The 13,512-nt window shown below is 55.8% G+C and carries 15 protein-coding genes; 1 reads left to right on the top strand and 14 read right to left on the bottom strand.

Annotation, left to right across the window (positions count from 1 at the left end):
* Nucleotides 1–144: 144 nt before the first annotated feature.
* From lplA to ACCC84_RS03705, 13 genes are all read right to left on the bottom strand, one after another.
* Nucleotides 145–1,158 (bottom strand): lipoate--protein ligase, encoded by a 1,014-nt coding sequence (gene lplA / locus ACCC84_RS03765; RefSeq protein WP_004963623.1) that lies wholly within the window; start codon nt 1,156–1,158, stop codon nt 145–147.
* Between the two features lie 80 nt (nt 1,159–1,238).
* Nucleotides 1,239–1,697: an NlpC/P60 family protein gene (locus tag ACCC84_RS03760; RefSeq protein WP_004963628.1), complete on the bottom strand. Its 459-nt coding sequence runs from the start codon at nt 1,695–1,697 to the stop codon at nt 1,239–1,241.
* 118 nt (nt 1,698–1,815) lie between these two features.
* Complete coding sequence (gene arnF, locus ACCC84_RS03755) at nt 1,816–2,208, bottom strand: 4-amino-4-deoxy-L-arabinose-phosphoundecaprenol flippase subunit ArnF (protein WP_004963629.1); 393 nt, start codon at nt 2,206–2,208, stop codon at nt 1,816–1,818.
* A complete protein-coding gene (arnE, locus tag ACCC84_RS03750) occupies nt 2,205–2,549 on the bottom strand; it encodes a 4-amino-4-deoxy-L-arabinose-phosphoundecaprenol flippase subunit ArnE (protein ID WP_004963631.1) in 345 nt (114 codons plus the stop codon). The genes arnF and arnE overlap by 4 nt, the downstream gene beginning before the upstream one ends.
* On the bottom strand, nt 2,546–4,210 hold the full coding sequence (arnT, locus tag ACCC84_RS03745; RefSeq protein ID WP_004963633.1) for a lipid IV(A) 4-amino-4-deoxy-L-arabinosyltransferase: 1,665 nt from the start codon (nt 4,208–4,210) through the stop codon (nt 2,546–2,548). Before arnT ends, arnE begins: the two co-directional genes overlap by 4 nt.
* Nucleotides 4,207–5,112 carry a 4-deoxy-4-formamido-L-arabinose-phosphoundecaprenol deformylase gene (gene arnD / locus ACCC84_RS03740; RefSeq protein ID WP_004963637.1) on the bottom strand — a complete coding sequence of 302 codons (906 nt, stop codon included), beginning with the start codon at nt 5,110–5,112 and terminating at the stop codon, nt 4,207–4,209. The genes arnT and arnD overlap by 4 nt, the downstream gene beginning before the upstream one ends.
* Nucleotides 5,109–7,091, bottom strand: coding sequence for a bifunctional UDP-4-amino-4-deoxy-L-arabinose formyltransferase/UDP-glucuronic acid oxidase ArnA (gene arnA, locus ACCC84_RS03735; RefSeq protein ID WP_088499922.1), 1,983 nt, complete (start codon nt 7,089–7,091; stop codon nt 5,109–5,111). Before arnA ends, arnD begins: the two co-directional genes overlap by 4 nt.
* Complete coding sequence (gene arnC / locus ACCC84_RS03730; protein ID WP_371901562.1) at nt 7,091–8,071, bottom strand: undecaprenyl-phosphate 4-deoxy-4-formamido-L-arabinose transferase; 981 nt, start codon at nt 8,069–8,071, stop codon at nt 7,091–7,093. The genes arnA and arnC overlap by 1 nt, the downstream gene beginning before the upstream one ends.
* The gene (gene arnB / locus ACCC84_RS03725; protein WP_004963645.1) at nt 8,058–9,212 is read right to left on the bottom strand and encodes a UDP-4-amino-4-deoxy-L-arabinose aminotransferase; all 1,155 of its coding nucleotides are present in this window, start codon (nt 9,210–9,212) and stop codon (nt 8,058–8,060) included. Before arnB ends, arnC begins: the two co-directional genes overlap by 14 nt.
* Nucleotides 9,213–9,615: 403 nt before the next feature.
* Nucleotides 9,616–10,371 carry a vitamin B12 ABC transporter ATP-binding protein BtuD gene (gene btuD, locus ACCC84_RS03720; RefSeq protein WP_039992756.1) on the bottom strand — a complete coding sequence of 252 codons (756 nt, stop codon included), beginning with the start codon at nt 10,369–10,371 and terminating at the stop codon, nt 9,616–9,618.
* 15 nt (nt 10,372–10,386) lie between these two features.
* Entirely contained in the window at nt 10,387–10,938 is a 552-nt protein-coding gene (locus tag ACCC84_RS03715; RefSeq protein WP_004963650.1) for a glutathione peroxidase, read from the bottom strand.
* Nucleotides 10,939–10,980: 42 nt separating this feature from the next.
* Complete coding sequence (gene btuC / locus ACCC84_RS03710) at nt 10,981–11,988, bottom strand: vitamin B12 ABC transporter permease BtuC (protein WP_198773170.1); 1,008 nt, start codon at nt 11,986–11,988, stop codon at nt 10,981–10,983.
* A gap of 178 nt (nt 11,989–12,166) precedes the next feature.
* Entirely contained in the window at nt 12,167–12,634 is a 468-nt protein-coding gene (locus ACCC84_RS03705) for a DUF2502 domain-containing protein (RefSeq protein ID WP_071586674.1), read from the bottom strand.
* A 230-nt stretch (nt 12,635–12,864) separates the two neighbouring features.
* Between ACCC84_RS03705 and ACCC84_RS03700 the strand changes: the two genes are divergently transcribed.
* Nucleotides 12,865–12,999 carry a hypothetical protein gene (locus ACCC84_RS03700; RefSeq protein ID WP_371901561.1) on the top strand — a complete coding sequence of 45 codons (135 nt, stop codon included), beginning with the start codon at nt 12,865–12,867 and terminating at the stop codon, nt 12,997–12,999.
* Nucleotides 13,000–13,211: 212 nt separating this feature from the next.
* Here ACCC84_RS03700 and ihfA read toward each other — a convergent pair whose 3' ends face one another.
* Nucleotides 13,212–13,508: an integration host factor subunit alpha gene (gene ihfA, locus ACCC84_RS03695; RefSeq protein WP_004943604.1), complete on the bottom strand. Its 297-nt coding sequence runs from the start codon at nt 13,506–13,508 to the stop codon at nt 13,212–13,214.
* Nucleotides 13,509–13,512 lie beyond the last annotated feature (4 nt).

The following is a 13,512-nucleotide window of genomic DNA, read 5'->3' as shown; positions in this document are numbered from 1 at the left end:
ATTTTTTATCATCTGTGCGTTTAACGTTACAATTGATTAAAACTGATTACATATCAATTTCAGCGTTTATTCTTGACATTGAATTCGATAAAAAATGCTCGCCTTGCTTTTTGCCAATCTTGTGCTCTTAATCTGCCGCTACGGTTATTTAATCACCTCGCTCAGCCAACGTTGCAGTTGCTGCAGTTCGGTTGCCTGCTGCGGATAATCTGCCAACAACCGCTGACAGCACGCAGCCACCGCGTCGCTGCGGTAGGCACAACCCACCAGCAAGCCGGCCAACTGCTGTAACGGCGCCGGTTGCAGGCTATCACTGAAAATTTGCGCGCGAGTGATTGCACCCTGTTCGACGTCGAAAAAGATATCTACCCCGCCCCAGCTAAAGCGTTCATTGAGCAGATGACTGAACGCCGGCGCTTTGCCAAAATTCCACTGCCAGCTGCTTTGCTTGGCAAACTGATCGGCAAAGTTGGGCAAGTCGGGGAACGCGTCGGGGGAAATCACCTCCGCCGTTGCGCTGCTGCCGTAGTAGGCAAAAAAGGTCTGAATAATCGCCTCGCACACCTGTTGATGAGTAATGTCGGGGGCAAACTCCGCCAGATTGGCGACCCGTGAACGCACCGAGGTGATACCTTTAGCCTGCAGTTTTTTCGGATCGGGATTCAGATAATCAGCTAGCCGGTTAAGATCGGCATTCAGCAGCAACGTACCATGGTGAAAACCGCGATCTGCGGTTTCGCGGTAGGCTGAACCAGAAATCTTGCGAATGCCGTCGGCGGTCTCAATCACCAGATCGTTGCGCCCCGACGCGCTGGCGTTAATTCCCAGTCGTGACAATGCCTGTAAAATAATGTTGGTCGATACCGCTTTGTCGTAACCCGGTTTGCCGGCCATAAAGGTAAAACAGGTGTTACCAAGATCGTGGAACACCGCGCCGCCACCGCTACTGCGGCGTGCCAGGCGGATACCGTCTTGCTCCATCCGCCGGGTATTGCACTCTTTCCACGGGTTTTGCGACTGGCCTATCACCACCGTTTCAGCATTGCGCCACAGGAACAGTATCACTTGCGAGTTCATCTCGCGGAAAATGCACTCCTCCACCGCCAGATTGAACCAGGGATCGTAAGAGTCGGAAATCAATAAACGCAGGGAGGTCATGGCAGTCACCGCTGAAGTAAACAGGAGATGCTGCCATTATATCGGAAAACAACGGGTTAACTTATCGAAAAAGGCGCGGATCAGATGCGGCGCGCCTGCCAGTAGACCTTTTTCCAGTAGACGTTATCCAGCGAGGAGCGGATCACGCCACGGCTGGTGGAGGCGTGAATAAATTGATCGTTGGTATCATAAATGCCGACGTGCAGACCGTTTTCACCGTGACCGGTTTTGAAAAACACCAGGTCGCCCGGCAGCAGCTCATCGCGCGACACCTTGGTGCCCAGCTCGGTTTGCGCTTCGGTCGAACGCGGCAGTTGCATATCGAAACGGTCGCGGAAGGTTCGATAGACGAAGCCGGAACAATCGACGCCGCCGCGATCCAGCCCGCCGTAACGGTACGGTGTACCGTGCCATTGACGTAACTGTTCGTTTAACTGCGCCACGACCACGATCGAATCCGCCAGTTTGCCGCTGGGCGGTGGTGCGTGACTGCTGCAACCGGCCAGAACCAGGCTGACCAGTAAAAATAGTGTACGCATCCTACATATCCCTTTATTGAATCCGTTGCCACATGCTTTTGGGCATAATTTATCCCTCGTACGAGGAAAAAGGCAAGCGTGATGAAGATGATAAGCGGCACGGTACGTTTTTTTTGCGTTAATCGGCAGGTTTGTTTGCGCCACCGCGGGTAATTAGCCAGACGCCGAACAGGATGCAGAGGGTTCCCAACGTTTTCAGCAGCGTCGCCGATTCATTGAACCACGGCAGCGCCACCGCGGCCAGATAGACCAGCGCATAGCTGATGCTGAGCAAGGGATAAGCGCGGTTTAACGGCAAATGCCGCAAGGCAAAAAACCAGCACAGCATCGATAGGGCATAACCGAAAACCCCGCCACTGACTGCCAGCAACGGCAGCGCGTGCTGGCGTAGCAATATCAGCACGCCGTCGGCAAACAGCACCAGTGGCAGTTGCACCATGCCCCACTTCATCAGCAATTGCGCCAGCGTAACCAGCAGTACGCTGGCGATGCCCCATCCATAGCCTTTCATGGTGCAAGACTCATCAGCACAATCCCCAACACGATCGATGCCACGCCGCACCAGTGTCGTAACGTGGTCGGTTCATGAAATAGCCATCGCGCTGCCAGCGTCACCGCAACCACATTCAAGCTGAGCATCGGGTACGCCACGCTGAGCGGCAGCCGCTGCAACACGCCGAGCCACACCAGCATCCCCAGCGCCAGCAGCAGCAAGGCCAATGCCAGCCAGCGTAGCGCGTGGCGGCGACGCAGCTCAACCGGCAACAACCAGCAACGCGCTGCCTGCTTCTGGCACAGCTGGCCGGCACAGGTCAGCAGGCAGGCCGCCAGCACCAACAGATAGCCGGTCATGGCTGTTGCTGATACCACAGCAGCGCAAACCGGTTCATCAACTGCAGTTGATCGGCGGGTGGCAGGTTGGCCGGCACACTTTCCCCGCGGGACAGCTGTAACACCAGCGAAACGTTGCCTTGCCGACGAGCCTGAGCCAGCCACTGCGGGAAATCGGCATCGCTGACGAAACGGCTGCGCGCATCCTGGTAATCCAACCCGTAGCTGACTTCACCCTTTTCGCTGTACATCAATACGTCGCTACGCTTGAGCTGCCAGGCCAAACCGGCGGCCAGCCCAACGCTGTCGCTCAAAACATAACGGCTGTGCGCCAGCACATCCTGATTGGCTCGAATAAAGTTCTGCGGCTGTTTGGAGTCAATGACCTGTTGCGGGATGGTATAACCGATCAGCAAACACAGCAGCAGCGGGCAGGCTGCCGCCCAGCTCCAGCGTCTGGTGCCGTCACGCACCGATACCACGGCAAACAGCAGCCAGCCGGTGAAGGCGATGATACCGAGGATGATCTTTGGCCATTCCTGCTGGCTAAACAGATGCAGGCGCGGCAACAACCCAAGACCTATAGCCAGCAAGGCTCCTATCCCCAGCAGGCCAAATGCCCCATTGAGCAGTGCATTGATTCTGAACACGCGATGGTGCAACGCGGCGACGGCGTCCTCGGCATAGGCGGCCATCAGCAACGCCAACGGCGCCATACACGGCAGAATATAGGTTGGCAATTTGCCCTTGGCGATGCTGAAGAAAATCAGTGGCATTACCACCCAGCTCAACAGGAACAACAGTTCCGGACGCCTGGCTCGTTCACGCCAGCCTTTCAGCAACGCCCCCGGCAGCAACGCCAACCACGGCAGCACGCCGGCCATCAATACCGGCAGGTAATACCAGAATGGCGCCTTATGTTGCGCATTGTCTTCGGCAAAACGCTGAATATGTTCAATCCAGAAAAAATAGTGCCAGAAATCCGGCTCGCGCTCGGCAATGGCCAACGCCCACGGCAGGCTGAGCAACGCCGCTGTCACGATTGCCAATGGGCCGTAAATCAGCAATTCGCGCCAACGCCGCTGCATAATGGCAATCGGCAACACCGCGATCACCGGTACCGCCAGCGCCAGGAACCCTTTGGTCATAAAGCCCATGCCGCAGGCCAGCCCCAGCAGCAGATAGCCGCCCAATTTTCCCTTGATGGTAGTGGCTTGCAGCGTCAGATAGTAACTGGCCATCGCAGCGGTCAGCCACAGCGCGATCATCGGGTCAAGCACGCTGTAAGTGCCGATGCTGAACACCAACACCATCGACATGAATATCAGCGTCGCCAGGCTGGCGCGCCGGATATTGCGCCACATCAACCAGCCCAGGCTAAACACCAGCAACGCGGTAATACCGGTACTGAACACCGAGGCGAAACGCACGGCAAAATTGCTGTCACCAAACAACCATTGGCTAATGTTATTCAACCAATAGCCGGCCACCGGTTTTTCGAAATAGCGCAAACCAAGCAGGTTTGGTACCACCCAATCGCCACGTTGCAGCATTTCGCGGCTGATTTCGGCATAACGGGTTTCATCCGGCTGCCACAATAGACGGCCGTTGAGCGGCAGCAGATACACCAGAGCAAAAAACAGGGTCAGCAATCCACCCCAAATATTCTTACATGCCTTCATTCATCATCCTTTAATGCGCTTTGACAGCCTAACCAGCCTTCTCGCCCAGGAAACGGCGAGCGGATGACACGGCCCGCCGGCAGCGTGGTGAGATCCTGTGGCAACAGCCGGCTCAGCGGACAAAATTCAATCCCCTGCCGCTGCGCCCGTTGCAATAGCTGTTCGAACATCGCCGCCTGCGACATGCCTTCCACTTCCGCATGAATGGTGTATACCGACACGCCTCGCTGGTTTTCCATCAACTGCAAAATATAATCGTTAAAGTTCGCCAGGCTGGTCTCGCTGCCAATCACTTCATCAAACGTCGGCAGCGTCACCGGAATTTGTACCGTACCGAAGCGCCCGTTACTCAACTGCGGGCGGAACGGCTGCGTACCGCGGCAATCGCTGTTGTAGTGAAAACCGAAGCGCTGTTTGACATCCAGCACCCGCGTATCGGCACGCCAACCGGCCGCCGCGGAGCATTTTACCGGCTGGCCAATGGCCGCCGTCAGCGCATCCTGCCCCAGTTGGATCTGCCGCGTCAGTTCGGCGTCGCTCCAGCGACCGGCGTTGGCCTGCCAGCGCTGATGATCCCAGGCATGTAGCCCCACTTCATGACCGGCGTCGACGGTCTGCTTCATCAACGGCGCCAGCGAGCGGCCAATTTTCCGCCCCGGCCAGGCGGTGCCGGCCAGCAGAATATCCCAGCCGTACAGCGCCGCCGCGTTCGAACGCAGCATCTTCCACAAAAATCGTGGCCGCAACAGGCGCCATAGGTGGCGCCCCATATTATCCGGCCCGACGCTGAAGAAGATGCTGGCCTGAATCTGATACTGCTCAAACAGACTCAGCAAACGCGGCACACCGTCACGGGTGCCGCTAAAGGTATCGACGTCAACGCGTAAGCCGACGCGCTTCATGTCACCTTACCTGCCTCTGCGGTGGTACGCAGGAAGTAATCCAGCGTATCGGCCACGGTCTGCTGCATGGCGATGGTGGGCTGCCAGTCCAATAGACGACGGGCGTTTTTAATGCTCGGCGTTCGGTGTTCAACGTCCTGATAACCCTTGCCGTAGTAGCTGCTGCTTTCCACGTCTTTGAAACCGGCAAACGGCGGGAAGCGATCGCGCAACGGGTGATTATTGAAGCTTTCCAGCAGCATTTCCGCCAGTTCGCGGATGCTGGCCTCGTTGGTTGGATTGCCGATATTGACGATCTGGCCATCGCAACGACCATCGCGGTTTTCGATAATACGGAACAGCGCCTCGATACCGTCATTGATGTCGGTAAAGCAGCGCTTTTGCGCCCCACCGTCCACCAGCTTGATCGGCGAACCTTCCACCAGGTTCAAAATCAGTTGGGTGATGGCGCGCGACGAACCGATACGCGCCGCATCCAGGTTATCCAGGCGCGGCCCCATCCAGTTGAACGGACGGAACAGCGTGAAACGCAGCCCTTCCTTCACGCCGTAGGCCCAGATAACCCGATCCAGCAACTGTTTGGATACCGAATAAATCCAGCGTTGCTTATTGATAGGCCCGACAATCAGACGTGAAGTGTCTTCATCAAACTGTTTATCGTCGCACATGCCGTACACTTCGGACGTTGACGGGAAGATGATGCGCTTGTTGTACTTCACGCAATCACGCACAATTTTCAGGTTCTCTTCAAAATCGAGTTCAAACACTCGCAGCGGATTGCGGGTGTATTCGATTGGCGTCGCGATGGCCACCAGTGGCAGCACCACGTCGCATTTCTTGATGTGATATTCGATCCATTCCGAATGAATACTGATATCACCCTCGACAAAGTGGAAGTGCGGATTGCCCATAAAGCGGCTGATGGCATCTGAACCGATATCCAGGCCGTAAATCTCATAGCTATCTTCACGCAGCAGACGCTCGGTCAAATGGTTGCCGATAAAACCGTTAACTCCCAGAATCAGCACCCGCGTTCTGCGTTGCACCACGCTGTCCGGCTTCGCCGCCAGACGCGCATCAACCATGATGCCCATCTCCTGCGCCAGTCGACCGCCTTGCACGTACAGGCCAGCTTCGTTTTGCCCAGCGATGATTTCCAGCGCACCGTCACCACAGGCGACCACCAGCGGCGCATTGCTCAGTACCGTGCCCGGCTGTTTGTCATGCTGAATATCCAGCACGCGGGAGCGCCACACCGTCATTTTACGCTGGCCGAGATAGCTGAACGCCCCGGGATACGGTTCGGTCACCGCGCGCACCAGATTGTGGATCTCGGCGGCGCTTTTATGCCAGTGGATCTCGCCGTCTGCCGGCGTACGGCGGCCAAAGTAACTGGCCTCGGCTTCGTTTTGCGTGCTGAAGGTCGCCGTACCGTTTTTTAGCTTCGGCAACGCTTCGCGCAGCACCACCTGTGCGGCTTCGCACACTTTGCGATGCAGCGTCAGTGCGGTGTCATCGGCGGAAATCGCCACCGCATGCTGGGCGACGATATCGCCGGCGTCCGCGCGCTTGACCATTTTATGCAGCGTGGCGCCGGTTTCCCGTTCGCCGTTAACCAGCGCCCAGTTGATCGGCGCCCGGCCACGGTAGCGCGGCAGCAGCGAGCCATGCAGATTGAAACCGCCCTGCGGGGCCAGAGACAGTATCTCGTCGCTGAGCAGGTTACGGTAATAGAACGAGAAAATGATGTCAGGCTGTAACTCGCGCAGCCGTTCAACCCACAACGGGTGATTGACGTCCTCCGGCGCGTACACCGGCAAATTCAACTCAGCGCCAATGCGCGCAACGGAAGAGAAGAAGTTGTTCTCACCAGGATCGTCGGTATGTGTAAATACCGCCTGAATATCATAACCCGCTTCAGTCAACGCCTTCAGACCGGCGCAGCCAATATCATGGTAAGCAAATACAATAGCTTTCATCATTCTTCTTCCTGAGTGTTGTGGTCATGCTGTTTACCGACCACTTTTTGAACAAAGTAACGCGGACGAGCACGCACGTCGTTGTAGATACGACCGATGTACTCCCCCAATAACCCCATGCCGACAAACTGTGCGCCAATAAAGGTGAACAACACCGCAAACAGGGTAAACACCCCGCCCGCCGCCCATTCAGGCCCCAACAGCAAACGCATGACGATCAATATCACCGCCAGTAAAAAACCTGACAGCGCCACCACGCTGCCCACCACGCTGAGCAAACGTAACGGCGTGGTGGTCAGACAGGTGATCAGGTCATACATCAGGTTGATCAGCTTCATCAGGCTGTATTTGGAGTCGCCGAATTCACGCTCGGCGTGAGTCACCTGAATCTCGGTGGTGCGGCGTGCAAAGGTATTGGCCAAAATGGGAATAAAGGTGCTGCGCTCATGACAATGCAGCATCGCTTCAACAATGTGACGACGGTAAGCGCGCAACATGCAGCCGTAATCACCCATCGATTTACCGGTAGCACGCTGGATCATCATGTTGATTACCCGCGAGGCGCTTTTGCGGAACCAGGAGTCGCGACGGTTGGCGCGAACCGTGCCAACCACGTCATACCCTTGCTCGGCGACGCTCACCAGCCGCGGAATTTCTTCTGGCGGATTTTGCAAATCGGCGTCGAGGGTAATCACCAGATCGCCGCTAACCTGATTAAAACCGGCCATGATGGCCGAATGCTGGCCATAGTTACGGTTCAGCAATACGGCAATCACGCAACTGCCTGGCTGTTCGGCTGCGGCGGTCAGCAGTTCAGCCGAGTCATCGTTGCTGCCATCGTCCACCAGAATGATTTCATAAGGCTGCGACAGCTGTTTACAGGCGGCGCCAGTCCGTGCCAGCAATGCCGGCAGGCTTTCCTGCTCATTGAATACCGGGATGACCACGGACACTTTTTTAATCAGTTCAACGCGCGACACGGGAAAACTCCACAATAGAAAACAGGCTATTGACCACGCGATCGACATCTGCGTCGGTCATATCGGGGAACAGCGGCAGCGTACACAGGCGGGCAGAGTTCCATTCGGTATTGGGCAGCGACAGTTGCGGGTAGCGTTCGCGGTAGAACTTCTGCGTGTGCGCGGCACGGAAATGCAGACCACTGCCGATGCCTTGCGCCTGCAGGCGTTCCATCAGAGTGTCACGATCGATACCGCAGCGTTCGGCATCAACGCGCACCATAAACAGGTGCCAGGCGTGATGATGCGGATAGTTTGGCTGGCCAAGCGGCTGGAATGGCGAATCCTGTAGCGCGGCCAGATAGCGCTGCGCCAGTTCGCTACGCCGCGCGTTCAACTGCGGCAGACGCTGCAATTGCACCACCGCAATGGCTGCGTGAATGTCCGAGAGGTTGTACTTGTAACCGGGTTCCACCACTTCCGCCTGCGGCTTGCGCCCCTGACGTTGCCGATCGAAGGCATCGACGCCCAGCCCATGAAACTTCAGGCTGCGCAGGCGTTCAGCCAGCGCGTCATCATCGGTGGCGATCAGGCCGCCTTCGGCACAGGTAAGGTTTTTGATCGCATGGAAAGAGAAGATTGCCGTGCCCTGAGCGCCGACCCATTGATGGTGGTAGCGGGCGCCAACCGCATGCGCCGCATCTTCTACCAGTGGCAGATTATGGCGTTGCGCCACGGCGCGCAGTGCGTCCAGCGGCAACGGCGCGCCGGCATAATGGACCGGCACGATCGCTTTGGTTCTGGGGGTAATTGCCGCTTCGACGTCGGCGGCGCTGACCATCAGCGTTTCGCGATCGACATCGATCATTACCGGCGTTGCGCCAAGCAGTTCAATCATGTTGAGGGTGGACACCCAGGTCTGCGACGGGGTGATCACTTCATCACCCGCGCCCACGCCGAGTGCCATCAGTACAAGATGCATACCGGCGGTAGCGGAACACACGGCAACGGCATGCCGACAACCGAAGGTGTGGCAGAAATCCTGCTCCAGCCGTTGGTTCTGTGGGCCGGTGGTGATCCAGCCTGAACGCAATACTTTTTCGACCGCCGCAATTTCTAGCTCACCTATTGCCGGGCGTGAAAAAGGCAGGAATTGTTCCATAGTTAACCCCAAACGTATCGGATTTGCTTTAGCGCCACTGTAAATCTCTTTTATTTAACGGACATTAAACGCAAGAGAGAATCACTTCGGTGGTTTTATAGCCAATCTACGGGTTGAAGCTTAACTAAACCTTAAGAAAAAATTATTTCCTTAAGCCAATCCACTGCCAATACCGTTTTTATATCAATAATAAAATAATGTTAAAAAACAACTGGATAAATAAATAACAATGAGTTACTTAATTTCATTGAACTTAAATAAGTATAGGAAAAATTCGATTATTTTCAAGCGAGGCCGCATAACTGCCATCAGGAAGGGAATAATAACCGGCAGGCTATTCAATTATTTTAGTTATGTTTGTTTACCATCCGTTGATACTGTCATAATAATGCCATACGTCATTTTACGCGGTACGGGTCATGATCCAGCGCTGGTCGCCCACCGCGTGCAAATGAAAATCGACATCATAGATTTTCGACAGGTTATCAGGTTGCATCACATCGCGGGTCGCTCCCTGCGCGACCACCTGACCGGCATGCAGCAACCATACCCGATCGGCCTGCTGCAACGTGTGGTTAAGATCGTGCGCGCATACCAGCGCACAGCGGCCCGTTTGGCAAAACTCGCGCAGCAGGCGATCCAGCGCCACTTTCTGCGCCACGTCCAGGCTATTGGTCGGCTCATCCAGCAATAATAACCGACCGTGCGGGTTGATGGTCGGCCATACCTGCAGCAATACCGATGCCAGGCGCACACGCTGCCATTCGCCGCCGGAGAGCTGGGTCAGCATACGCGACAGCTTGTCCGTCAGTTTCAGGCGCTGGCACAGATAATAAATGGTGCTTTCCAGCGGCCGTTCGTCAACGCCCGCTGGCTGATGCAGCGCCAGGTATTGAAACACCGGCATCAGCGCCACCGGCGGTTGTTGCTGGCTAAGGTAGGCGCGTCGCTGCGCCAGTTGCTCGCCCGGATATGCGGCCAGCGCGCGGCCAGCCAGCTTTATCTCACCTTCCCCGGGCAGCATACCCGCCAGACGTGCCAACAGCGTACTTTTACCTGCACCATTCGGGCCGATAAGATGCACCTGCAGCCCAGCATCAATATGTGCCGAAAACGGCGCCAGACGCCCCGTGACCCCAACCTGGTCGAGCTGCAGCATGCCGTCCTCCATTGTTTACTTTGCCAACGCCATGTTAATCGCATCCGTAATGATCGGATCTTCCGGTTCCATGTCTGGTGCAAAGCGCTGGATAACGTTACCGTCACGGCCAATCAGGAACTTCTCGAAGTTCCAGAGGATATCACCACGCTGTTTTGGTCCCTGATCTTTACTGATGCGACGCGCCATAAACTCGCTGCCTGCCGGTGCAACCGCTTCCGGAACGGCGGCAATCAGCGCCCGGTACAGTGGATGACGCTGCTCGCCGTTGACCTCGATTTTGCTGAACATCGGGAATTTCACACCGAAGGTGCCGCGACAAAAAGCCTGAATCTGTTCATTACTGCCCGGCTCTTGCCCCAGGAACTGATTACATGGGAAACCGAGCACTTCAAACCCCTGCGAGTGATAGGTTTCATACAGGCTTTCCAGCCCTTGGTACTGTTTGGTCAGCCCACATTCCGACGCCACGTTAACCACCAGCAGTACGCTGCCGTGATATTTTTCCAGCGTGGTCGATTGGTGCTCAATGGTATCGACTGGGATCTGATAAATGGATTGCGTCATAAGTAGGTATCCTGTTGTTTTGATTGCAGGTGAACGGAAGGGTTACCTTACGCTCTTTACACGGGTCAGTAACCAGATAAATAACGGCGCCCCGAGCGTGGCGGTGACCACGCCAATCGGCAGCTCCGCAGACAGCAAGGCGATACGTGCCACTACGTCCGCCGCCAGCAACACGCCGGCGCCGGCCAGCGCACACCCTGGCAGCAGGTAGCGCTGGTCTGTCAGGCCACTGAGGCGCAATATATGCGGGATCACCAGCCCGACAAAACCGATCACGCCGGCCAGCGCCACGCTGACGCCGACCAACCAGCCGATGGCCATCACCAGAATATTACGCCACAGGTGCAGTGAAAGACCGAGCTGACGCGCCTGCAGTTCACCCAACGCCATAAAATTAAGCGCCTTGCCCTGCCCGCATAACCACAGCAACACCGGCAATAACGCGAATACCAACCATTTTTGTCGCCAGTCAACGCCGCCAAACCCGCCCATCATCCAATACATCAATTGGCGCAGATCGAGACTGGAACTGAAATAGACCGCCCAGGTCATCAGTGCACTGCATACGATGCCCAGCGCCACCCCGACCAACAGCAAACGTGCGTTGGTCAAGCGACGCCGACGGGCGAAGCTCAGTAACAGAAAGGTCATCAGCAATGCGCCGATAATCGCGCTGAGGCTCATCATGGCAACAGGCAACAGGCCGTTACCCAGCAACACCGTCAACACCAGCGCTACGCCAGCACCGTTGGCGACCCCCAGCAACCCCGGCTCCGCCAGCGGGTTTTCAAATAGCGCCTGCATCACCGCACCGGCCACCGCCAGGCTGGCGCCGACCAGCAACACGGCCAGCGCACGCGGCAAGCGCAGTTGCCAGACAAAAAGCTGTGCGGACTCGCTGAGCCACTGGGTTGGCCATAACCAAACGTCGCCGGCGCTGAGGCTAATCACAAACGCCAATGTCACGCCGATACTCAGCAACAATAGCTGACGTTTGTCACGCTGACGCTGATTTTGCAGCAATACGGTAAAAGTCTGGCTGGTCGGCATACGCGTGGAAGTTCCCTGTCGGCCGTGAGAATGGCCAGATAATTGACGTCTTGGGTCAAATATTAGGGGGTTAGCGCCGTCAGGGGAAGTGTTTGTAAAGCAGAAACCGGGGAAAACGGCGGCTGATGCTGTCGCTCACGCTTGATGAACGCAAAATCAACCGCCGCGGCGTCAATACTCAGCCATGCGCGCCGTTGCCATGCTGCGAATAAGGCCGGTCATCGTGTCGAGCGCCACGATCGTTGCCATTGCCCTCTCCCCGTGCGTGCTCATGGCGGTCGTGATTATTGCCCGGCCCTCTGTCATGGTCATCATGCTGCGGACGATCGTGGTGGTCATCATGGCGTTGGCCACCGTCGTGATGCCCGCCATTACCGCCTGGGCCATAACCGCGCGGCGGTGAATGCTGCCAACGACCGCCATCCCAATAATAACCGCGAGCATTGCGTTCGCCAAAGCCCCGTCCCTGGTGGGCATGCCACCATTGTGGCGGACGCCAGTCGTAGCCATCCCAGTAGTACCCGCGATGATCCCGATCGCCAAGATGCACGGATGCGCCAGGTACATTGATATCGATAGAAACCTCCGCCTGCGCCGCCAACGGCAGCAACAGCGGTAAACATACCAGCAACAGCCTCTTTTTCATTTACGTCTTCTCTCTATTTTGCAGCTGGCTCTTTTATAACAAGGAGGTTATTTATCGCCTATTGCTCTTTGGCCTATTTTCGTATCGTTTGCAACTCCTTTACGCAATGCTTACGTTTAAATCAAGGTTATTTAATTACTATAAGCGCTAGCGGTATATAACCATTTACTGACCAACCGTAGCTTCGCTCGGTATTTATAGCCCCATGAAATTCAACCAGAGATATTATTATGAAACGTATCGGAATGTTCATCACCATCACCCTGCTGGCCGCCACGCTCAGCGCCTGCTGCTTCGGGCCGCACCGGGACGGCGGCCATTATGGTGGCCCAGGCGACTCACACCACCATTACGATCGTCGTTAATCGTCTGGGGGCCACGCCCCCTTTTTTATCTTATTAAAGAAGTACCAAAGAAGACTAAGACAATAAGAAAACTCCGCAATTACTGCCAAGCAAAAAGATTATGCACAAAAGGTAAAATAAAATAACGACAAGAGGATTGATTATTGTCAGGTCAATAAACCGTGATACTAAAGAAAAAGGCCGCAGTAGCGGCCTTTTTTGTTTTACGCAAGTTACTCTTTCGGGCTCGCGTTTTCCACCCGGCTTTTCAACTTTTGCCCCGGACGGAAAGTCACCACGCGGCGCGCCGTAATAGGAATGTCCTCGCCGGTTTTCGGGTTACGTCCCGGACGTTGGTTCTTGTCACGCAGATCAAAATTGCCAAAACCTGACAGTTTCACCTGCTCGCCGTTCTCCAGAGCTCTGCGGACCTCTTCAAAGAACAGTTCTACCAGGTCTTTAGCGTCCCGTTTGCTAAGCCCGAGCTTTTCAAACAGGTGTTCTGACATTTCAGCTTTAGTAAGCGCCATAGGT

This window comes from Serratia odorifera (genome assembly GCF_041448735.1).
GTDB lineage: Bacteria > Pseudomonadota > Gammaproteobacteria > Enterobacterales > Enterobacteriaceae > Serratia_F > Serratia_F odorifera.
Note: the sequence above shows the minus strand (reverse complement) of the source record. Positions and strands in the feature narration are given on the sequence as shown.